This window comes from Maribacter spongiicola, assembly GCF_004364165.1.
Lineage (GTDB): Bacteria > Bacteroidota > Bacteroidia > Flavobacteriales > Flavobacteriaceae > Maribacter > Maribacter spongiicola.
The window spans coordinates 1,180,512-1,201,105 of the sequence record NZ_SOAY01000010.1; the positions used below are offsets into that span (position 1 = coordinate 1,180,512).

Here is a 20,594-nt window from a genome sequence, read left to right on the forward strand (position 1 = left end):
ATGGCAAGAGATTTAAAATATACAAGAAATATAGGTATTGCAGCTCACATTGATGCTGGTAAAACCACGACGACCGAGCGTATTCTTTTTTATACAGGAGTTAGTCATAAGATAGGTGAAGTTCATGATGGTGCAGCTACTATGGACTGGATGGAGCAGGAGCAAGAAAGAGGTATTACTATTACTTCTGCTGCTACTACATGTGAATGGAAATTCCCGAAAGAAAATGGTGAACCAACTGCCGATGCAATGGATTATCATTTTAACATTATCGATACCCCTGGACACGTTGATTTTACTGTTGAGGTGAATCGTTCATTACGTGTTTTAGATGGGTTGGTCTTTTTGTTTAGTGCTGTTGATGGTGTTGAGCCTCAATCGGAAACTAACTGGAGGTTAGCTGATAATTATAAAGTTCCAAGAATTGGATTTGTGAACAAGATGGACCGTCAGGGTTCTAACTTTCTTATGGTTTGTAAGCAAGTTAAAGAAATGCTTGGTTCAAATGCGGTTCCAATAGTACTTCCAATCGGCGATGAGTCTGATTTTAGAGGTATTGTTGATTTAGCAAAAAACAGAGCTATAGTATGGCACGAAGAGGGCTTTGGTGCTACTTTTGATGTGATTGATATCCCTGAAGATATGAAGGCTGAAGTAAGGGAGTATAGAGCTGCCTTAATTGAAGCTGTTGCAGAATATGATGAGAATTTGATGGAGAAATTCTTCGAAGATGAAGATTCTATCACTGAAGAGGAAGTTCATGCTGCTTTAAGGGCTGCTGTAATGGATCGTGCAATCATACCTATGATTTGTGGTTCTTCGTTTAAAAATAAAGGTGTTCAATTTTTATTGGATGCTGTTTGTAGATATTTACCTTCTCCAATGGATAAGGAAGCGATAGAGGGTACCAATCCTGATACCGGTGTTATTGAAAAACGTAAGCCGAGTGTAAAGGAACCTTTTTCAGCATTAGCTTTTAAAATTGCTACTGATCCTTTTGTAGGGAGATTAGCTTTCTTTAGAACGTATTCTGGTCGTTTAGATGCCGGTTCATATATATTGAATAACCGTTCGGGTAAAAAAGAACGTATTTCTCGTATTTATCAGATGCATTCTAATAAACAAAATGCTATTGATTATATAGAAGCTGGTGATATTGGTGCAGCCGTAGGTTTCAAGGATATTAAGACTGGTGATACTATGTCTGACGAGAAGCATCCAATTGTTTTAGAGAGTATGAACTTTCCGGAACCGGTAATTGGTATTGCTGTTGAGCCTAAAACTAAAGCTGATGTAGATAAGTTAGGAATGGCTCTGTCTAAATTAGCAGAGGAGGATCCAACTTTTCAAGTGAAAACTGATGAAGCTTCAGGTCAGACTATTATATCTGGTATGGGTGAGTTACACTTAGATATTATTGTTGATCGTTTAAGAAGAGAATTTAAAGTAGAGGTTAATCAAGGTGAGCCTCAAGTAGAATACAAAGAAGCTTTAACCAAAACAGCTTCACACAGAGAAACTTATAAAAAGCAATCTGGTGGACGTGGTAAGTTTGGTGATATTGTTTTCGAAATGGGACCTGCTGATGAAGATTTCGAAGGAGAAGGACTTCAGTTTGTTGATCAGATAAAAGGTGGTCGTATTCCTAAAGAATTTATTCCATCTGTTGAGAAAGGTTTTGCTGCAGCAATGCAAAACGGGCCTTTAGCTGGTTATGAAATGGATTCTATGAAGGTGATACTTAAAGATGGTTCTTTCCATGCTGTGGATTCTGATGCGCTTTCCTTTGAGTTAGCTGCAAAAATGGGTTACAAAGCTGCGGGTAAAGCTGCTGGTGCTGTAATTATGGAGCCAATTATGAAGTTAGAGGTTATTACTCCAGAAGAAAACATGGGTGATATCGTTGGGGATTTAAACCGACGTAGAGGAACTATTGGTAATATGAGCGATAGAGCTGGTGCCAAAGTTGTTAAAGGAACTGTACCATTATCTGAAATGTTCGGATATGTTACATCTCTTAGAACATTATCTTCAGGTCGTGCTACTTCAACAATGGAATTTTCACATTATGCAGAGACACCTTCCAATATTTCAGCGGAAGTTATCAAAGCAGCAAAAGGTATAACAGCATAAATTTAGGACATGAGTCAGAAAATTAGAATAAAGCTAAAATCTTACGATCACAATTTAGTAGATAAGTCTGCTGAGAAGATTGTAAAAACGGTAAAGACTACCGGTGCTGTTGTAACAGGACCAATTCCTTTACCAACACATAAAAAGATATTTACGGTTTTACGTTCACCTCACGTGAATAAGAAATCAAGAGAGCAGTTCCAATTAAGTTCTTATAAGAGATTATTGGATATTTATAGCTCTTCATCTAAAACTATTGACGCACTTATGAAGTTAGAACTTCCAAGTGGTGTTGAAGTTGAGATAAAGGTATAATTCAATGTCTATCCTATTTATAGGCTAGACTACATGTCCTGAGCTGCGTGCGAGGGAAAAACGGAAAAAATAATTTAGGGTTAAATTATTTTGACCCTATTTTTTTACAATGAATTTAATAAGTAATAATTAATATAAATAAGTATGTCTGGGTTAATAGGAAAGAAAGTAGGCATGACCAGTATTTTTGACGAGAATGGAAAAAACATTCCATGTACCGTTATTGAAGCTGGACCATGTGTAGTTACCCAAGTCAGAACCATTGAGGTCGACGGGTATAGTGCCCTTCAACTTGGTTTCGATGACAAGGCAGAAAGTCGTGCTATTAAGGCTGAATTAGGCCATTTTAAAAAAGCAGGTTCTTCTCCCAAGAAAAAAGTCATTGAATTCCGAGATTTTGAAGGTGAATTTAAATTAGGTGACACTGTAGGTGTCGATGTTTTCGCTGAAGGTCAGTTCGTAGATGTTGTTGGAACATCTAAGGGTAAAGGTTTTCAAGGTGTTGTTAAGCGCCATGGATTCGCTGGGGTTGGTCAAGCAACTCATGGTCAGCATAATAGACTTAGAGCTCCAGGTTCTATTGGTGCTGCATCATATCCAGCTAGAGTATTTAAGGGTATGAAAATGGCCGGTAGAATGGGTACTGATCGTGTAACGGTTCAGAACCTTAGGATTTTAAAAGTAGTTCCAGAAAAGAATCTTTTAGTAGTAAAAGGTTGTGTTCCGGGCCATAAGAATGCTTATGTAACTATACAAAGGTAGATGTAATGAAAATAGCAGTTTTAGATATTAAAGGAAAAGACACAGGTAGAAAGGCAAACCTTTCTGACGATGTTTTCGCTATAGAGCCTAATGATCACGCAGTTTACCTAGATGTTAAGCAATATTTGGCTCATCAAAGACAGGGAACGCACAAAGCTAAAGAAAGAGCTGAGATCGCTGGTAGTACGAGAAAAATTAAAAAACAAAAAGGTACTGGTACTGCGAGAGCAGGTAGTATTAAATCACCGATATTCAGAGGTGGTGGTAGAATATTCGGTCCAAGACCTAAGGATTATACCCAGAAGTTAAATAAAAACTTGAAGCGTTTGGCAAGAAAATCTGCACTTTCTTTAAAGACTAAAGAGAATGCAATTTTAGTAGTTGAAGACTTCGATTTTGATACTCCAAAAACTAAAGATTTTATTAATGTTTTAAAGACCTTAGGTCTTGAGAATAAAAAGTCTTTAATAGTGTTGGGTGATTCAAATAAAGGTGTATATTTGTCTTCGCGTAATTTTAAAGGCTCAGAAGTTATAACTAACTCAGAATTAAGTACTTACAAAATTCTTCATGCTAATAGCGTGGTATTGTTAGAGAGCTCTTTAGAAGGAATTGAATCGAACTTAAATAAACAATAATATCATGAGTGTGTTAATAAAACCAATTATAACGGAAAAAATGACTGCTGATAGCGAGTTGAATAACCGTTATGGATTCGTGGTTAACCCTAAGGCTAACAAGTTGCAGATTAAAGATGCGGTTGAAGCTACTTATGGTGTTTCTGTGAAGAAGGTTCGTACAATGAATTACGGTCCTTCAAGAAAATCCAGATATACAAAAACTGGTGTACAACATGGTAAAACAAATGCGATTAAAAAAGCGATTGTTGATGTGGTAGAAGGTGATATTATCGATTTTTACAGTAATCTATAAAGACAAGAAATGTCAGTTAGAAAATTAAAACCAATCACTCCAGGACAGCGTTTTAGAGTAGTAAATGGATTTGACGCCATTACTGCTGATAAGCCGGAGAAAAGCTTGCTTGCTCCGTTAAAAAAGTCGGGAGGTAGAAACAGTCAAGGAAAGATGACCATACGCCAAAAAGGTGGAGGTCATAAAAGAAGGTATCGTGTAATAGATTTTAAGAGAGATAAGCAAGATGTGCTTGCTACTGTTAAAACTATCGAGTACGATCCAAATAGAACTGCATTTATTGCTCTTTTGGAATATGCAGATGGTGAAAAGCGTTATGTAGTCGCTCAGAATGGTTTACAAGTGGATCAGCAGGTTTCTTCTGGTTCAGCTGTTGCTCCAGAGATCGGTAATGCAATGCCATTGAGTGAGATTCCTTTAGGAACTATAATTTCATGTATTGAGTTGAGACCTGGGCAAGGTGCAGTTATGGCACGTAGCGCTGGTACTTTTGCTCAACTTATGGCAAAAGACGGTAAGTTTGTTACTGTTAAAATGCCATCTGGTGAAACAAGATTAATTCTTTCAGGTTGTATGGCAACTATTGGGGCTATGTCTAATTCAGATCATCAATTATTGGTATCAGGTAAAGCTGGTAGAAGTAGATGGTTGGGAAGAAGACCAAGAACTAGACCTGTAGCGATGAACCCTGTCGATCACCCAATGGGTGGTGGTGAAGGTAGAGCTTCAGGTGGTCATCCAAGATCGAGAAACGGTATACCTGCTAAAGGATACAGAACTCGTTCTAAGACCAAGAGCACCAACAAGTATATAATAGAACGTAGAAAGAAATAAAAAAGTAGAAAGAAATGGCACGTTCACTAAAAAAAGGACCTTACGTTCACTATAGCTTGGAGAAGAAAATCCAGCAAAGTGTATCATCCGGTAAAAAAGCGGTAATTAAAACCTGGTCTAGAGCTTCTATGATAACTCCTGATTTTGTAGGGATGACGATAGCAGTTCATAACGGAAAACAATTTGTACCTGTTTTTGTAACAGAAAACATGGTAGGACATAAACTTGGGGAATTCTCACCAACAAGATCTTTTAGAGGTCATGTAGGGGCGAAAAACAAAGGAAAAAAGTAAGCTATGGGAGTTCGTAAAAAACAGATGGCCGAAAGAATTAAGGCTGATAAGAAGAAGGTAGCTTTCGCAAAATTGAATAACTGTCCTACTTCACCTAGAAAGATGCGTTTAGTTGCTGATTTAATTCGTGGTGTAAAAGTAGAGCAAGCTTTAGCTATTTTAAGGTTCAACCCTAAAGAAGCTTCTAGAAAGTTAGAAAAATTGTTACTTTCAGCTTTGGCAAACTGGCAAGCAAAAAATGAAGAGGCAAGTTTAGAAGATGCTGATTTAATTGTAGCTGAGATTAGAGTTGATGGTGGTGCAATGCTTAAAAGATTGCGTCCTGCTCCACAAGGTAGAGCACATAGAATTAGAAAACGTTCAAACCATGTTACTTTGGTTTTGGGGTCAAAAAATATAACAGAAAACTAGGATGGGACAGAAAACAAATCCAATAGGAAATCGTCTAGGAATCATTAGAGGTTGGGAATCTAACTGGTATGGTGGTAACGATTACGGAGATAAATTGGCTGAGGATGATAAAATACGTAAGTATATTCATGCCAGACTTTCTAAAGCTAGTGTTTCAAGAGTTATAATTGAACGTACTCTAAAATTAATCACTGTAACTGTAACTACTGCAAGACCTGGTATTATTATCGGTAAAGGTGGTCAGGAAGTTGATAAGTTAAAAGAAGAGTTGAAGAAGATCACCGGTAAGGAGGTTCAAATCAATATTTTTGAAATAAAAAGACCTGAGCTTGATGCAAATTTAGTAGCAGCAAGTGTTGCTCGTCAAATAGAAAGTAGAATTTCTTTTAGAAGAGCAATAAAAATGGCAATCGCCGCAGCAATGCGTATGAATGCTGAGGGAATAAAGATTCAAATCTCTGGTAGATTGAATGGTGCTGAAATGGCGCGTTCAGAATCATATAAAGATGGTAGAATTCCATTATCGACCTTTAGAGCAGATATTGATTATGCTTTACAGGAAGCTCAAACAACATATGGTAAACTTGGTATAAAAGTTTGGATTATGAAAGGTGAGGTATATGGTAAAAGAGATTTATCACCATTAGTAGGAATGGAAAAAGATTCTGCTAAAGGCGGTAAGCAAGAAGGTGGAAGAAAACAACGTCGTAGAAAGTAATTTTTTAAAGAACTAAAGTAATGTTACAACCGAAAAGAACGAAGTTCCGTAAAATGCAGAAAGGCCGTATGAAAGGTCTTGCTGGTAGAGGACACCAACTTTCAAATGGTATGTTCGGTATAAAGAATGTTGATGATGCTACATTTTTGACTTCACGCCAAATAGAAGCTGCTCGTATTGCTGCTACTAGATTTATGAAGAGAGAAGGTCAATTGTGGATTAAAATATTTCCAGATAAGCCGATTACGAAAAAGCCATTAGAAGTACGTATGGGTAAAGGTAAAGGTGCGCCAGAATATTTTGTAGCTGTGGTTAAACCAGGTAGAATAATGTTTGAAGTGGCCGGAGTTCCTATGGAAGTAGCAAAAGAAGCTTTAAGATTAGCGGCTCAAAAACTTCCTGTTAAAACAAAATTCATTGTAGCTCGAGATTACGAGGGCGGAAATTAAACGTAAGGAATAATGAAAAAACAAGAGATTAAAGAAATGTCTGTAGAAGGACTTACGGAGAAATTTGCCGAGTACAAGAAGCAACATGCAGATTTGAAAATGGCACATTTTGTAACTCCGTTAGAAAATCCACTTCAGATTAGAAAAGTAAGGAGAACGGTAGCAAGATTAGCCACTGAATTAACTAATAGGGAAAACCAATAATTGGTGGGCTTTATGGAAAAAAGAAACTTAAGAAAAGAGAGAGTAGGAGTTGTCACTAGTAATAAAATGGAGAAATCTATTGTTATTGCTGAAGTGAAGAGAGTAAAACATCCTATGTACGGTAAATTCGTTTTGAAGACTAAGAAATATGTTGCACATGACGAAAAGAACGATTGTAACATTGGTGATACTGTAAAGATCATGGAAACTCGTCCTATGAGTAAAACCAAATGTTGGAGATTAGTAGAAATCTTAGAAAGAGCTAAATAAGTTATGTTACAGCAAGAATCTAGACTAAAAGTAGCGGATAACACAGGAGCAAAGGAAGTTTTAACTATCCGTGTTCTTGGTGGTACCAAAAGAAGATATGCTTCAATAGGTGACAAAATTGTTGTTACTGTTAAGGAGGCAACTCCAAACGGAGGTATCAAGAAGGGTGCGGTTTCAACTGCTGTTGTAGTTCGTACAAAAAAAGAGGTGAGAAGACCTGATGGGTCTTATATAAGATTTGATGATAACGCTTGTGTTTTATTGAATCCTGCCGGAGAAATGAGAGGAACTCGTGTTTTTGGACCTGTAGCAAGAGAGCTTAGGGATAAGCAGTTCATGAAGATTGTATCATTGGCCCCAGAGGTATTATAATATAACGGACAAGATGAAAAAGTTAAAAATCAAAACAGGAGATACAGTAAGAATTACTGCTGGTGACCATAAAGGTACCGAAGGTAAAGTGATGCGTGTGGATCTTGAGAAAAATAAAGCCATCGTTGAAGGTGCCAATATGGTATCTAAACATGAGAAGCCTAGTGCTAAAAATCCTCAAGGTGGTATTGTAAAAAAAGAAGCTTTAATCCATATTTCTAACTTAGGTTTAATCGACAGCAAGTCTGGCGAGGTAACGAGAGTAGGTTACGAAATGAAGGATGGTAAAAAAGTTAGGGTTTCCAAAAAATCCAATGAAGTAATTTAGTTATGGCATACGTTGCAAGATTAAAGAAAGAGTATAAGGAGCGAATAGTAGCTGCCCTTACCGAAGAGTTTGGTTACAGTAATGTAATGCAGGTTCCTAAGTTAGAGAAGATAGTAATGAGTAGAGGTGTAGGAGCTGCTGTTGCTGACAAGAAACTTATTGACCATGCAATAGATGAAATGACTATGATAACGGGTCAAAAAGCCGTTGCTACAATGTCTAAGAAGGATGTTGCTGCCTTTAAATTAAGAAAAGGCATGCCAATTGGTGCTAAAGTTACCTTGAGAGGTGAGCGTATGTACGAATTTTTAGATCGTTTGGTTACCTCTGCGTTGCCACGAGTTAGAGATTTTCAAGGAATCAAAGCTACAGGTTTTGATGGTCGTGGAAATTATAATCTTGGTGTAACAGAGCAAATTATTTTTCCTGAGGTTAATATTGATAAAATCAATAGAATTAACGGTATGGATATTACATTTGTAACTTCTGCAGAAACAGACAAAGAAGCAAAATCATTATTAACAGAATTAGGTTTACCTTTTAAAAAGAATTAGTATGGCTAAGGAATCAATGAAAGCCCGTGAGAGAAAAAGGGAAAGAACTGTAGCAGTTTATGCTGAAAAACGTAAAGCTTTAAAAGAAGCTGGTGACTATGAGGCATTACAGAGATTACCTAAAAATGCATCTCCAGTGCGTTTACATAATAGATGTAAATTAACTGGAAGACCTAAAGGTTATATGAGAACTTTTGGTATTTCAAGGGTGAAATTCAGAGAGATGGCCAATGCCGGTTTAATACCAGGTGTTAGGAAAGCTAGCTGGTAAGGATAAAATTATTAATGGATTCAGGTTTAGCTTAAGTGCTGAAAACCGTTTCCGAATTATATACATATGGTAACAGATACTATTGCAGATTACCTAACGAGAGTTAGAAACGCGAGTAGAGCGGGACATAGGGTTGTTGAAATTCCTGCGTCGAATCTAAAAAAAGAAATAACTAAAATATTATTCGATCAAGGATATATTTTAAGTTACAAGTTCGAAGAGAGCAAAGTACAGGGGACTATTAAAATAGCTTTGAAGTACGATAAGGTTACAAAAGAACCTGTTATCAAGAAAATACAGCGTATCAGTAAGCCTGGACTTAGAAAGTATGCAGGTAACGAAGATTTACCTCGTGTTTTAAATGGTTTAGGTGTTGCAATTGTTTCTACATCTCACGGTGTAATGACAAGTAAGCAAGCAAAGGCAGAAAAAGTTGGTGGTGAAGTTTTGTGCTACGTTTATTAATTGATTAAAGATTTAGAAAATGTCTAGAATAGGTAATAATCCAGTCGCAATTCCTGAGGGAGTTACAGTTGAAATTAACGACAATATCATTTCTGTTAAAGGAAAGTTAGGTGAGTTGGTTCAAGAGTTCTCGGGAGTTTTGATTAAAGTAGAAGAAGGTGAGGTTTTAGTAACAAGACCTTCCGATTCTAAGGAGCACAAAGCAAAGCACGGTTTATACAGATCACTAATCGTTAATATGGTTGAAGGTGTTTCTAAAGGTTGGGCTAAAGAGTTAGAGTTAGTAGGTGTAGGTTATAGAGCAAGTCATCAAGGTCAAAAACTTGATTTAGCTTTAGGTTTTTCTCACAATATTGTTTTCGATATTGCCCCAGAGGTAAAGGTAGAAACAGTATCTGATAAAGGTAAGAATCCTATAGTAAAACTTACTTCACATGATAAACAATTGGTTGGTCATGTAGCAGCAAAGATTAGATCTTTCCGTACTCCTGAGCCTTACAAAGGGAAAGGCATTAAGTTTGTAGGTGAAATATTAAGAAGAAAAGCTGGTAAATCAGCTTAATAAAGGATATTATGGGATTATCAAAAACACAAAGAAAATTAAGAATCCGACGTAGAATACGTAAGGTTTCTTCTGGAACTGCAGTTAGACCAAGATTATCTGTATTTAGAAGTAACAGCGAAATTTACGCTCAAGTTATAGACGACGTTAACGGAGTCACTTTAGTATCTGCTTCTTCAAGAGATAAGGATATCGCAAAAGTAAAGGGAAATAAAACCGAGATTGCTGCTCTTGTTGGTAAAACAATCGCTGAGAAATCTGTAAAAGCAGGCTTAGATAAAGTAGCTTTTGATAGAGGTGGTAATTTGTATCATGGAAGAGTAAAATCTTTAGCTGATGGTGCAAGAGAAGCAGGACTAAAATTCTAATATACTAGTATGTTCCAAAAATATAAAAACGTAGAAACTGTTAAGCCAGGTGGTTTAGATTTAAAAGATAAATTAGTTGGTATTCAACGTGTAACCAAGGTAACAAAAGGTGGTAGAGCATTCGGTTTTTCTGCAATTGTTGTTGTAGGTGATGAAAATGGTGTTGTAGGTCACGGTTTAGGTAAATCAAAAGAAGTTGCAACGGCTATCGCTAAAGCAATTGAAGATGGTAAAAAGAACTTGGTACGTATTCCTTTGAATAAGGGTACACTACCTCATGAACAAAAAGGTAAATTTGGTGGAGCTAGGGTTTATATCCAACCTGCATCTCATGGTACTGGTGTAATTGCTGGTGGAGCTGTAAGATCTGTATTAGAATCTGTAGGTGTTCATGATGTATTATCTAAATCTCAAGGATCATCCAATCCACATAACGTTGTAAAGGCAACATTCGATGCTTTGTTACAACTTAGAGATGCAAAGACTATTGCTACACAAAGAGGTGTTTCTCTAGAAAAAGTATTTAAAGGTTAAGAGGAAAATTATGGCAAAGATTAAGGTTACACAGAGAAAAAGTGGAATTAAGAAACCTCAAAATCAAAAAAGAACTTTAGAGGCTCTTGGTTTAAAAAGAATTGGTCAGGTTGTTGAACACGATGATACACCGAACATTCTTGGAATGATAAATAAAGTTAAACATTTAGTTTCCACAGAGGAAGCTTAAATATTAGAATACAATGGGTTTAAATAATCTACAACCTGCAGAAGGTTCAGTAAATAGAGACGGAAAACGCCTTGGAAGAGGTCAGGGTTCTGGAAAAGGAGGAACAGCTGCAAGAGGTCATAAAGGAGCAAAATCAAGATCTGGTTATTCTAAGAAAATTGGTTTCGAAGGTGGTCAAATGCCTTTACAACGACGTGTACCTAAGTTTGGTTTTACGAATATTAATCGTAAGGAGTACCAAGGTATCAATTTAGAGAAATTGCAGGAACTTGTTGATAATAAGATTCTAACTAACGAAGTCTCGTTAGATCTTTTGATCGAGAATGGTTTAGTCGGTAAAAATGATTTAGTGAAAATTTTAGGTAACGGTGAACTAAAAGCGCCTCTAAAAATTTCAGTACATAAATTTACAGCATCTGCCAAAGCAGCTATTGAGGCAGCAGGTGGTGAAGCAATAAGTTTGTAAGCATAAACGAGAGCATGAAGAATTTTATTGATACAATATCCAATATTTGGAAGATAGAAGAGCTAAGAAATAGAATTCTTATTACCCTGGGTCTTTTGTTGGTTTATCGTTTTGGTTGTCAAATTGTACTTCCGGGTATTGATTCGACACAATTAGGTGGATTGACAGATAGTACTGATCAAGGTATATTTGGTCTTTTAAATGCATTTACAGGAGGGGCTTTTGCTAATGCTTCTGTTTTTGCCTTGGGTATCATGCCATATATTTCAGCGTCTATTGTAGTTCAGTTGATGGGTATAGCAATACCTTATCTTCAAAAGTTGCAAAAAGAAGGTGAAAGTGGTCGTAAGACAATTAATCAAATTACTAGATGGTTAACCATCGGTATATGTATTGTTCAAGCTCCTGCATATCTATACGGATTAGAAGCATTCGGTGTAAGAGATAGCGCATTTTTATTAGGTAAAGGATTAGATTTTATGGTTCCTGCTGTTATTATATTGGTAACTGGTACCGTATTCGCTATGTGGTTAGGTGAGAAAATTACTGATAAAGGTATTGGTAATGGTATTTCATTATTGATTATGATTGGTATCATCGCAACAATGCCACAGTCTTTTGTTCAAGAATTTATTTCAAGAACAACTGATAATAATGGTGGTTTAATGTTTATTTTAATTGAAGTGATCATTTGGTTCTTAGTTATCTTGGCTTGTATATTATTAGTAATGGCTACAAGACAAATACCTGTGCAATATGCAAGACGTACCGCTTCTGGTGGATATGAAAAGAACATAATGGGATCTAGGCAATATATTCCTTTAAAGTTAAATGCTTCTGGAGTAATGCCTATAATCTTTGCCCAAGCAATTATGTTCGTGCCAGGTTTAATCGGAGGTGCTTTTGATGATACTGCCTTTGGACAGTGGATGCAAGTACAGTTCAGTGATATTTTCGGATGGGCATATAACTTACTATTCGCTATATTGATTATAATCTTTACATATTTTTATACTGCAATTACTGTTCCTACCAATAAAATGGCAGATGACCTTAAAAGAAGTGGTGGATTTATTCCAGGAATACGTCCTGGTAAAGAAACTGGAGATTATTTGGATAAGATTATGTCTTTAATAACGTTACCTGGATCTATTTTCTTAGCTTTGCTGGCTATTTTACCGGCGATAGTTGTTAAGTTAATGGATGTTCAAGCTGGTTGGGCTTTATTTTATGGTGGTACGTCCCTTTTAATTATGGTGGGTGTAGCTATTGATACTGTACAACAGGTTAATTCATATTTATTGAATAGACATTATGATGGATTAATGAAAACGGGTAAAAATAGAAAAGTAGCATAATTTATGGCTAAACAGGCAGCAATAGAACAAGATGGATCTATTATCGAAGCATTATCAAATGCAATGTTTCGTGTAGAATTGGAGAATGGACATGTGGTAACAGCGCATATTTCAGGTAAGATGCGTATGCACTATATTAAACTATTACCTGGAGATAAGGTTAAATTGGAAATGAGTCCGTATGACCTTACAAAAGCAAGAATTACATATAGATACTAAGATACAAGATGAAAGTAAGAGCATCAGTTAAGAAGAGAAGTGCCGACTGCAAGATTGTTCGCAGAAAAGGCAGGTTGTACGTAATCAACAAAAAGAATCCTAGATTTAAACAAAGACAAGGGTAATTATGGCAAGAATCGCAGGTATAGATATACCAAAACAAAAGAGAGGCGTAATCGCCTTAACCTACATTTTTGGAATTGGAAGAAGTAGGTCACAAGAAATATTGAGTAAAGCCCAAGTTAGCGAAGATACTAAGGTTTCTGATTGGAATGATGATGAAATAGGTCGCATTAGAGAAGCTGTTTCTGAATTCGTAATCGAAGGTGAATTACGTTCTGAAACTCAGTTGAACATTAAGCGTTTAATGGATATTGGCTGTTATAGAGGTATTCGTCATAGGTCAGGTTTGCCTTTAAGAGGTCAACGTACTAAGAATAACTCTAGAACTAGAAAAGGAAAGCGTAAAACAGTTGCTAACAAGAAGAAAGCAACTAAATAATAATTAGGTATGGCAAAGGCAAGTACTAAAGTTACCAAGAAACGTAAAGTTATAGTTGATTCTGTTGGTGAGGCGCATATAAGTGCATCTTTTAACAACATCATTATTTCTTTGACTAATAAAAAAGGAGATGTTATCTCTTGGTCATCTGCTGGTAAATTAGGTTTCAGAGGTTCTAAGAAAAATACTCCATATGCTGCGCAAGTAGCTGCAGAAGATTGTTCTAAAGTAGCTCATGAAGCAGGTTTAAGAAAAGTTAAGGTTTATGTAAAAGGTCCAGGTAATGGTAGAGAATCTGCTATTAGATCATTACATAACGCTGGTATCGAAGTAACAGAAATCATTGATGTTACTCCAATGCCTCATAACGGATGTAGACCTCCTAAGAGAAGAAGAGTTTAATTAATTACTAATATATTTCACCGAAAGTGTAATTACGATTATCGAAGGATAAGCCTTAATTCATAGTCTCACTTTCAAATTAAAAGAAAATGGCAAGATATACAGGACCAAAATCAAAAATCGCCCGTAAATTTGGCGAAGCAATTTTCGGAGATGACAAATCTTTTGAAAAAAAGAATTACCCTCCAGGACAACACGGTAATAACAGAAGAAGAGGTAAAAAATCTGAGTATTCTGTTCAATTAATGGAGAAGCAAAAAGCTAAATATACTTACGGTATTTTAGAAAAACAATTCAGAAACTTATTCCAGACTGCTAAGAGAAAAGAAGGTGTTGCTGGTGAAATTTTACTTCAATTATGTGAATCTCGTTTAGATAACGTGGTTTTCAGAATGGGAATTTCTCCTACTAGAAGCGGTGCAAGACAATTAGTATCTCATAGACACATTACGGTTAATGGTGAGCTGGTAAACATACCTTCTTATTCATTAAAAGCAGGAGATGTTGTTGGTGTTAGAGAAAAATCTAAGTCATTACAAACTATACAAGATTCATTGACTGCAAATAGCGCAGTTTATGAGTGGATTTCATGGAATAGCGAAAAAAAGGAAGGTACTTATGTTACTATTCCCGAAAGAATGCAAATTCCTGAAAATATCAAAGAACAATTAATCGTGGAGTTATACTCTAAATAAACAACACCGATCCAATTATGGCATTATTTAATTTTCAGAAACCCGATAAAGTAATAATGATCGATTCCTCTGATTTCGAAGGGAAGTTCGAATTTCGCCCTTTGGAACCTGGTTATGGATTAACTGTTGGGAATGCATTAAGACGAGTATTGCTTTCTTCTTTAGAAGGTCATGCAATTACTTCTGTTAGGATAGATAAAGTAGAGCATGAATTCTCTACAATACCTGGCGTTGTTGAAGATGTAACAGAGATTATATTAAACTTGAAACAAGTTCGTTTCAAGAAGCAAATAGAAGATTCTGAGGCTGAAGTTGTTTCAATTTCTGTAAGCGGAAAGAATCAATTAACTGCTGGTGATTTTCAAAAGTTCATTTCTGGATATCAAGTATTGAATCCTGATTTAGTAATTTGTAATATGGATGCTAAAGTTAGCATCAATATGGAAATTACTATTGAAAAAGGGAGAGGTTATGTTCCTGCAGAGGAAAATAAAAAATCCGGTGCACCGTTAGGTACAATAGCTGTTGATTCTATTTTTACACCTATTAAAAATGTAAAGTATAGCATCGAAAACTTTCGTGTAGAGCAAAAGACCGATTATGAAAAATTAGTTTTTGAAATCTCTTCAGATGGTTCTATTCATCCAAAAGATGCCTTAACTGAAGCTGCTAAAGTTCTTATTCATCACTTCATGTTATTCTCTGATGAGCGTATTACGTTAGAAGCTGATGAAATAGCTCAAACAGAGACTTACGATGAGGAGTCTTTACACATGAGACAATTATTAAAAACTAAATTAGTTGATATGGACCTTTCTGTTCGTGCACTAAACTGTTTAAAAGCAGCTGAAGTTGACACTTTAGGAGATTTAGTTTCTTTTAATAAGAATGACTTAATGAAGTTTAGAAACTTCGGTAAAAAATCTTTAACAGAGCTTGAAGAACTTGTGATTAACAAGGGTTTAAGTTTTGGTATGGATTTATCAAAATACAAATTAGATAAAGATTAAATAATCATATTTTGCTCCTCGTTCTATCGAGTTTGGTAGCAAGATGATAAAATTAGAACATGAGACACGGTAAAAAAATTAATCACTTAGGTAGAAAAACAGCTCACAGAAAAGCAATGTTAGCAAACATGGCTTGTTCTTTGATCGAACACAAAAGAATCAACACTACGGTAGCTAAAGCGAAAGCTTTGAAACAATTTATTGAGCCTTTGATTACTAAATCAAAAGCTGAGAATAATGTAAGTGCTGAAAAAGGTACTCATAACAGACGTATCGTTTTTAAGAATCTTCGTGATAAGTATGCAGTAACTGAATTATTCAGTGTTGTTTCTGAAAAAGTTGCTGATAGACCAGGTGGATACACTAGAATTATCAAGTTAGGGAATCGTTTAGGAGATAACGCTGATATGGCAATGATTGAATTGGTTGATTTCAACGAATTATACAATGCTGGTAAGCCTAAAAAGAAATCTACTAGAAGAAGTAGAAGATCTGGTGGTGATGCTGAAGTTGTTTCTGCAGAGAAAGAAACTAAGGTTGAAGAAGCTCAAACTGAAACAGAAGCTAAGACAGATGATTCTAAGGAATAAAATTGTCGATAAATATTAATAATGAAAAAGGATAAGCTTTCTAGCTTATCCTTTTTTTATGTTTTTTTGTGAACGAAATAAATTATAAGACTAAAATGAAATATCAGGCAAAGAGAAAAGCAATTATTTTACTTGCAGACGGTACAATCTTTCATGGTAAATCTGTTGGAGACAAAGAAGGAACTGCTTTTGGGGAGGTATGTTTTAATACAGGAATGACAGGTTACCAAGAGATATTTACAGATCCATCTTATTTTGGACAAATAATGGTAACTACCAACGCTCATATTGGTAATTATGGAGTAAATGAAGATGAAATAGAATCTGAGTCAATTAAAATATCAGGGTTGGTTTGTAGAAATTTCAGTTATGAATATTCTAGACCTTTAGCTGATGATAGTTTGCAAGGTTTTTTAGATAAGAATGACTTGTTTGCTATTTCTGATGTAGATACTAGAGCATTAGTTAGCTATATTAGAGATAATGGCGCAATGAATGCCGTTATCTCAACTGATATAGATAATATCGAAGACTTAAAAAGACGTTTGAGTGAAGTGCCAAGTATGGAGGGTTTAGAGTTGGCTTCTAAAGTTTCTACGAAAGAAGCATATTTTGTTGGTGACGAAAGCTCAGATTTTAAAATAGCAGCGCTTGATATCGGTATCAAGAAGAATATATTACGTAACCTAGTAAAAAGAGGTGCTTATGTAAAAGTGTTTCCTTACAACAGTAGTTTTGAAGAAATGTCTTCTTGGAATCCTGATGCTTTTTTCATTTCTAATGGACCTGGAGATCCAGAGCCTTTGGTAGATGCTATTGCAGCAGTTAAAAAAATGATTCAAACAGATAAACCTCTTTTTGGAATTTGTTTGGGTCATCAAGTGTTGGCATTAGCAAACGGAGTCTCTACTTACAAAATGCACAATGGTCATAGAGGTATTAACCATCCAATATTAAACCTTATTACTGGTAAAGGCGAGATTACTTCTCAAAATCATGGCTTTGCTATTAATAGAGAAGAAACTGAGGCTAATGCAAATCTAGAGATTACGCATACACATCTTAATGATAAGACAGTTGCTGGTATTCGTATGAAAAATAAAAATGTATTTTCTGTTCAGTATCACCCAGAAGCAAGTCCGGGTCCACATGATGCAGATTACCTATTTGATGATTTTTTTAAATTAATTGAGAATTGTTCAAAACATAACGAAATAGTTTAAATAAACATTAATTAATTGGCAAATGTAAGGGTCGAACAAGCTAGTTAAATGCATGCTTTTGTATCTTTACTTTTTAAACAAACAACTAAAAAAAGAGTATAAATGAGTATTATATTAAATGTTCACGCAAGACAAATTTTAGATTCTAGAGGGAATCCAACAGTTGAAGTAGATGTAATTACCGAGAATGGAGTAATGGGAAGAGCAGCGGTACCTTCTGGTGCTTCTACTGGTGAGCATGAGGCTGTTGAATTACGCGATGGTGGTAAAGCTTTCATGGGTAAAGGCGTAACTAAAGCTGTTGATAATGTAAACAGTATTATTGCAGAAGAAATCTTAGGAATGAGTGTTTTTGATCAAAATCTTTTGGATCAAACTATGATCGATTTAGATGGTACACCAAATAAATCGAAATTAGGAGCAAATGCTATTTTAGGGGTGTCATTAGCCGCTGCAAAAGCTGCTGCCAATGAATTAGGACTTTCTCTTTTTAGATATATTGGTGGGGTAAGTGCTAATACGCTTCCTGTACCAATGATGAATATTATTAACGGTGGTTCTCACTCAGATGCTCCTATCGCATTTCAAGAATTTATGGTGATGCCTGTTAAAGCCAAAAGCTTTTCACATGCAATGCAAATGGGTACTGAAATTTTTCATCACTTGAAAAAAGTGTTACATGATCGTGGTCTTAGTACGGCTGTAGGTGATGAAGGTGGTTTTGCACCAAACCTTGCGGGTGGTACTGAAGATGCTTTAGATACGATTGCAAAAGCAGTTAAAAATGCAGGATATACTTTAGGTGATGATGTAATGATTGCTTTAGATTGTGCCGCAGCAGAATTTTTTGTTGATGGAAAATATGATTACACTAAATTCGAAGGTGAATCTGGTGTTATAAGAACTTCTGAAGAACAAGCGCAATACTTAGCAGATTTAAGTGCTAAATACCCAATTATCTCTATCGAAGATGGTATGGATGAAAATGATTGGGACGGTTGGAAATCTTTGACCGATAAAATTGGAGATAAAGTTCAGCTAGTAGGTGATGATTTATTCGTAACTAACGTTGAGCGCCTATCTACTGGTATCGAAAGAGGAATTGCCAATTCAATTTTAATTAAAGTAAACCAAATTGGAACTTTAACAGAAACAATTGCTGCGGTAAACATGGCTAAAAATGCCGGTTATACATCTGTAATGTCTCACCGTTCTGGTGAAACTGAAGATAATACTATTGCTGATTTGGCTGTAGCATTGAATACAGGTCAAATTAAAACAGGATCGGCTTCTAGATCAGATCGTATGGCAAAATACAACCAACTACTTCGTATTGAAGAAGAGTTGGGTAGTACTGCTTATTATCCCCAAGAAAAAGCATTTAAATTAGGATAATTTTTTAAAGATTATATAATTAAGCCTTTCTCTAGAGAAAGGCTTTTTTTTTTGGCGTACTTCAAAACTTTAACTACCTTTTGAGAATAAACCATTAATAATACCTCTTTGTTAGCGTATGAATAATTTTCTTTTTGTTTCCGCAGAGAACGATGCCATTCCTGATTGTAAAGCAGGTGGAATGGGTGATGTTGTAAGAGATGTGCCCAGAGAGATATCGAAACGAGGAGATAAAGCTCACGTGGTGGTACCCGCCTATTCAAGATTACATAAAAATGGAATTTTTAAGACTAAACTTGAATTTAGTCTTAGAGGTATGCCTTATACAGCAGAATTGTATGAAGTTGTACCAAAAAGGATAGATAAGAATATTACACATTATGTAATTCACCATGCTGAAATAGTAGAAGGTGGTATTGCCCATATTTATCATGATGACCCTACCGAGCCATTTTTTAACGATTTTATAAAGTTTATAATATTCTGCACTGCTACGGCAGAGGCTATTAAGGTTGGTGCTTTTGGTGATTTAGACATAGTGCATATGCATGACTGGCATTCTGCTGCACTTTTGTTTATAAAAACATATCATCCTAATTATCAAGATTTAAAGAAAATGCGATATGTATACACGATTCATAATCTGGCTATACAAGGTATTCGCCCTTTTTATAATAATTACGCATCTGTAAGTCATTGGTTTCCAGAAGTTCAATTGGACCATAAAGCTTTGATGGATCCTCGCTATCAAGATTGCATTAATTTAATGGCGGTGGGTATTCGTTTCGCCGATGCTGTTCATACGGTTTCGCCATCTTATAAAGAAGATGTGCTGTTGCCAAGTAGAAGACCGGAGTTTATAGGAGGCGAAAGTTTGGAGAATGATTTAATTAAAGCGAATAATGAGGGACGCCTTTTCGGAATATTAAATGCCAGTAATTACGATAATATTAGAGTTGCAGAAAAAGGTTTGTTATATAGAAATACGGTAAAAGCTATTTTTAGATGGCTTCAAGAAAATTCAAAGAAGTATAAAGCAGATTTTCTTGCCCATACTGGTGAGAAAATTATGCAATATGTTGGTAACAAACCAAAATTTATTGTGTCGAGTGTCGCAAGACTCACTGAACAGAAATTTTACTTCCTAAAGCGTTCTCCTGAAGCTTTTGAGAAAATTTTAGCCAGGTTAGATGAAATAGAAGGTATTTTTATCTTATTAGGTACAGGTGATCCCGATTATGAAGATTTCTTTCGTCATATGAGCTATCACCACAAGAATTTTGTTTTTACAAATGGACAGTCTGAAGATTTAATCGATTCTATGTATTTAGAAACAGATTTATATTTTATGCCGAGTTTGTTCGAACCATGCGGTATTAGTCAAATGCTAGCCATGAGAAACGGGAACCCTTGTTTAGTGCATCATACAGGCGGATTAAAAGATACTGTTGAGCATTTACAAACCGGTTTTGCTTTTAGTGGTAATTCATATGATGAACAAATTAGTAATATGGTAAAAAGTTTCGATGAGGCTTTGACCATTTGGGAACATGATAAAGAAAGCTGGAAAAAAATAAAAGCCAATGCAAAAAAGGCTCGTTTTACCTGGGAAAAATCTTTAGATGAATATTACACTTCACTTTATCTGTTGTAATGAAAGCTATTCATAGAACTTATTGTTAATTTTACCCAAAACAGATTTTTGAAATTGGTAAACCACTCTTGTTTTGTTAACTTTACGAGAGTATTTAAAATGTAAAAATTAAAA

Annotated in this window: 33 protein-coding genes; all 33 read left to right on the forward strand. The window is 35.6% G+C overall.

All coding sequences use genetic code 11. The features are described from left to right. The 33 genes from fusA (at window position 1) to CLV90_RS05630 (ending at window position 20,480) form a co-directional block, all read left to right on the forward strand. On the forward strand, window positions 1-2,133 hold the full coding sequence (fusA, locus tag CLV90_RS05470) for an elongation factor G (RefSeq protein WP_133686478.1): 2,133 nt from the start codon (window positions 1-3) through the stop codon (window positions 2,131-2,133). Between the two features lie 9 nt (window positions 2,134-2,142). Next, window positions 2,143-2,448: a 30S ribosomal protein S10 gene (rpsJ, locus tag CLV90_RS05475; RefSeq protein ID WP_007094989.1), complete on the forward strand. Its 306-nt coding sequence runs from the start codon at window positions 2,143-2,145 to the stop codon at window positions 2,446-2,448. Between the two features lie 144 nt (window positions 2,449-2,592). Further along, the gene (rplC, locus tag CLV90_RS05480; RefSeq protein WP_133686479.1) at window positions 2,593-3,210 is read left to right on the forward strand and encodes a 50S ribosomal protein L3; all 618 of its coding nucleotides are present in this window, start codon (window positions 2,593-2,595) and stop codon (window positions 3,208-3,210) included. Between the two features lie 5 nt (window positions 3,211-3,215). After that, window positions 3,216-3,848 (forward strand): 50S ribosomal protein L4, encoded by a 633-nt coding sequence (rplD, locus tag CLV90_RS05485; RefSeq protein ID WP_133686480.1) that lies wholly within the window; start codon window positions 3,216-3,218, stop codon window positions 3,846-3,848. Window positions 3,849-3,852: 4 nt separating this feature from the next. After that, on the forward strand, window positions 3,853-4,143 hold the full coding sequence (gene rplW, locus CLV90_RS05490; protein ID WP_027064827.1) for a 50S ribosomal protein L23: 291 nt from the start codon (window positions 3,853-3,855) through the stop codon (window positions 4,141-4,143). Window positions 4,144-4,152: 9 nt separating this feature from the next. Continuing rightward, window positions 4,153-4,977 (forward strand): 50S ribosomal protein L2, encoded by an 825-nt coding sequence (rplB, locus tag CLV90_RS05495; RefSeq protein WP_133686481.1) that lies wholly within the window; start codon window positions 4,153-4,155, stop codon window positions 4,975-4,977. A 14-nt stretch (window positions 4,978-4,991) separates the two neighbouring features. Beyond that, a complete protein-coding gene (gene rpsS, locus CLV90_RS05500; RefSeq protein WP_133686482.1) occupies window positions 4,992-5,270 on the forward strand; it encodes a 30S ribosomal protein S19 in 279 nt (92 codons plus the stop codon). A 3-nt stretch (window positions 5,271-5,273) separates the two neighbouring features. Further along, a complete protein-coding gene (gene rplV / locus CLV90_RS05505; protein ID WP_133686483.1) occupies window positions 5,274-5,681 on the forward strand; it encodes a 50S ribosomal protein L22 in 408 nt (135 codons plus the stop codon). Between the two features lies 1 nt (window position 5,682). Continuing rightward, on the forward strand, window positions 5,683-6,399 hold the full coding sequence (gene rpsC / locus CLV90_RS05510) for a 30S ribosomal protein S3 (protein ID WP_133686484.1): 717 nt from the start codon (window positions 5,683-5,685) through the stop codon (window positions 6,397-6,399). A gap of 20 nt (window positions 6,400-6,419) precedes the next feature. Continuing rightward, the gene (rplP, locus tag CLV90_RS05515) at window positions 6,420-6,848 is read left to right on the forward strand and encodes a 50S ribosomal protein L16 (protein ID WP_027064822.1); all 429 of its coding nucleotides are present in this window, start codon (window positions 6,420-6,422) and stop codon (window positions 6,846-6,848) included. Window positions 6,849-6,860: 12 nt separating this feature from the next. Further along, on the forward strand, window positions 6,861-7,052 hold the full coding sequence (rpmC, locus tag CLV90_RS05520) for a 50S ribosomal protein L29 (protein ID WP_027064821.1): 192 nt from the start codon (window positions 6,861-6,863) through the stop codon (window positions 7,050-7,052). 12 nt (window positions 7,053-7,064) lie between these two features. After that, window positions 7,065-7,322 (forward strand): 30S ribosomal protein S17, encoded by a 258-nt coding sequence (rpsQ, locus tag CLV90_RS05525; RefSeq protein ID WP_027064820.1) that lies wholly within the window; start codon window positions 7,065-7,067, stop codon window positions 7,320-7,322. A 3-nt stretch (window positions 7,323-7,325) separates the two neighbouring features. Next, entirely contained in the window at window positions 7,326-7,694 is a 369-nt protein-coding gene (rplN, locus tag CLV90_RS05530) for a 50S ribosomal protein L14 (protein WP_027064819.1), read from the forward strand. Window positions 7,695-7,707: 13 nt separating this feature from the next. Further along, a complete protein-coding gene (gene rplX / locus CLV90_RS05535; protein WP_133686485.1) occupies window positions 7,708-8,022 on the forward strand; it encodes a 50S ribosomal protein L24 in 315 nt (104 codons plus the stop codon). A 2-nt stretch (window positions 8,023-8,024) separates the two neighbouring features. After that, on the forward strand, window positions 8,025-8,576 hold the full coding sequence (gene rplE, locus CLV90_RS05540) for a 50S ribosomal protein L5 (protein ID WP_133686486.1): 552 nt from the start codon (window positions 8,025-8,027) through the stop codon (window positions 8,574-8,576). Between the two features lies 1 nt (window position 8,577). Next, window positions 8,578-8,847 carry a 30S ribosomal protein S14 gene (gene rpsN, locus CLV90_RS05545; protein ID WP_133686487.1) on the forward strand — a complete coding sequence of 90 codons (270 nt, stop codon included), beginning with the start codon at window positions 8,578-8,580 and terminating at the stop codon, window positions 8,845-8,847. A 66-nt stretch (window positions 8,848-8,913) separates the two neighbouring features. Next, complete coding sequence (gene rpsH, locus CLV90_RS05550) at window positions 8,914-9,312, forward strand: 30S ribosomal protein S8 (protein WP_133686488.1); 399 nt, start codon at window positions 8,914-8,916, stop codon at window positions 9,310-9,312. Window positions 9,313-9,331: 19 nt separating this feature from the next. Beyond that, complete coding sequence (rplF, locus tag CLV90_RS05555; protein WP_133686489.1) at window positions 9,332-9,874, forward strand: 50S ribosomal protein L6; 543 nt, start codon at window positions 9,332-9,334, stop codon at window positions 9,872-9,874. 11 nt (window positions 9,875-9,885) lie between these two features. Continuing rightward, on the forward strand, window positions 9,886-10,242 hold the full coding sequence (rplR, locus tag CLV90_RS05560) for a 50S ribosomal protein L18 (protein ID WP_133686490.1): 357 nt from the start codon (window positions 9,886-9,888) through the stop codon (window positions 10,240-10,242). A 9-nt stretch (window positions 10,243-10,251) separates the two neighbouring features. Next, on the forward strand, window positions 10,252-10,776 hold the full coding sequence (gene rpsE, locus CLV90_RS05565; protein WP_058103817.1) for a 30S ribosomal protein S5: 525 nt from the start codon (window positions 10,252-10,254) through the stop codon (window positions 10,774-10,776). Between the two features lie 10 nt (window positions 10,777-10,786). Next, window positions 10,787-10,966, forward strand: coding sequence for a 50S ribosomal protein L30 (gene rpmD, locus CLV90_RS05570; protein WP_133686491.1), 180 nt, complete (start codon window positions 10,787-10,789; stop codon window positions 10,964-10,966). Window positions 10,967-10,979: 13 nt separating this feature from the next. After that, entirely contained in the window at window positions 10,980-11,432 is a 453-nt protein-coding gene (rplO, locus tag CLV90_RS05575; RefSeq protein WP_133686492.1) for a 50S ribosomal protein L15, read from the forward strand. A 14-nt stretch (window positions 11,433-11,446) separates the two neighbouring features. Further along, window positions 11,447-12,790, forward strand: a complete 1,344-nt coding sequence (gene secY, locus CLV90_RS05580) for a preprotein translocase subunit SecY (RefSeq protein ID WP_133686493.1) — start codon at window positions 11,447-11,449, stop codon at window positions 12,788-12,790. A 3-nt stretch (window positions 12,791-12,793) separates the two neighbouring features. Beyond that, on the forward strand, window positions 12,794-13,009 hold the full coding sequence (infA, locus tag CLV90_RS05585; RefSeq protein WP_013305172.1) for a translation initiation factor IF-1: 216 nt from the start codon (window positions 12,794-12,796) through the stop codon (window positions 13,007-13,009). An 8-nt stretch (window positions 13,010-13,017) separates the two neighbouring features. After that, the gene (ykgO, locus tag CLV90_RS05590) at window positions 13,018-13,134 is read left to right on the forward strand and encodes a type B 50S ribosomal protein L36 (protein ID WP_013305171.1); all 117 of its coding nucleotides are present in this window, start codon (window positions 13,018-13,020) and stop codon (window positions 13,132-13,134) included. Between the two features lie 2 nt (window positions 13,135-13,136). Continuing rightward, entirely contained in the window at window positions 13,137-13,511 is a 375-nt protein-coding gene (gene rpsM / locus CLV90_RS05595; protein ID WP_133672059.1) for a 30S ribosomal protein S13, read from the forward strand. A 9-nt stretch (window positions 13,512-13,520) separates the two neighbouring features. Beyond that, a complete protein-coding gene (rpsK, locus tag CLV90_RS05600; protein WP_027064807.1) occupies window positions 13,521-13,913 on the forward strand; it encodes a 30S ribosomal protein S11 in 393 nt (130 codons plus the stop codon). Between the two features lie 89 nt (window positions 13,914-14,002). After that, a complete protein-coding gene (rpsD, locus tag CLV90_RS05605) occupies window positions 14,003-14,608 on the forward strand; it encodes a 30S ribosomal protein S4 (RefSeq protein ID WP_133686494.1) in 606 nt (201 codons plus the stop codon). A 17-nt stretch (window positions 14,609-14,625) separates the two neighbouring features. After that, a complete protein-coding gene (locus CLV90_RS05610) occupies window positions 14,626-15,618 on the forward strand; it encodes a DNA-directed RNA polymerase subunit alpha (RefSeq protein ID WP_133686495.1) in 993 nt (330 codons plus the stop codon). 59 nt (window positions 15,619-15,677) lie between these two features. Next, complete coding sequence (rplQ, locus tag CLV90_RS05615; RefSeq protein WP_133686496.1) at window positions 15,678-16,208, forward strand: 50S ribosomal protein L17; 531 nt, start codon at window positions 15,678-15,680, stop codon at window positions 16,206-16,208. Window positions 16,209-16,303: 95 nt separating this feature from the next. Next, a complete protein-coding gene (carA, locus tag CLV90_RS05620; RefSeq protein WP_133686497.1) occupies window positions 16,304-17,431 on the forward strand; it encodes a glutamine-hydrolyzing carbamoyl-phosphate synthase small subunit in 1,128 nt (375 codons plus the stop codon). Between the two features lie 102 nt (window positions 17,432-17,533). Then, window positions 17,534-18,826, forward strand: a complete 1,293-nt coding sequence (eno, locus tag CLV90_RS05625) for a phosphopyruvate hydratase (RefSeq protein ID WP_133686498.1) — start codon at window positions 17,534-17,536, stop codon at window positions 18,824-18,826. 118 nt (window positions 18,827-18,944) lie between these two features. Then, window positions 18,945-20,480: a glycogen synthase gene (locus CLV90_RS05630; RefSeq protein WP_133686499.1), complete on the forward strand. Its 1,536-nt coding sequence runs from the start codon at window positions 18,945-18,947 to the stop codon at window positions 20,478-20,480. The last annotated feature ends 114 nt before the right edge of the window (window positions 20,481-20,594 follow it).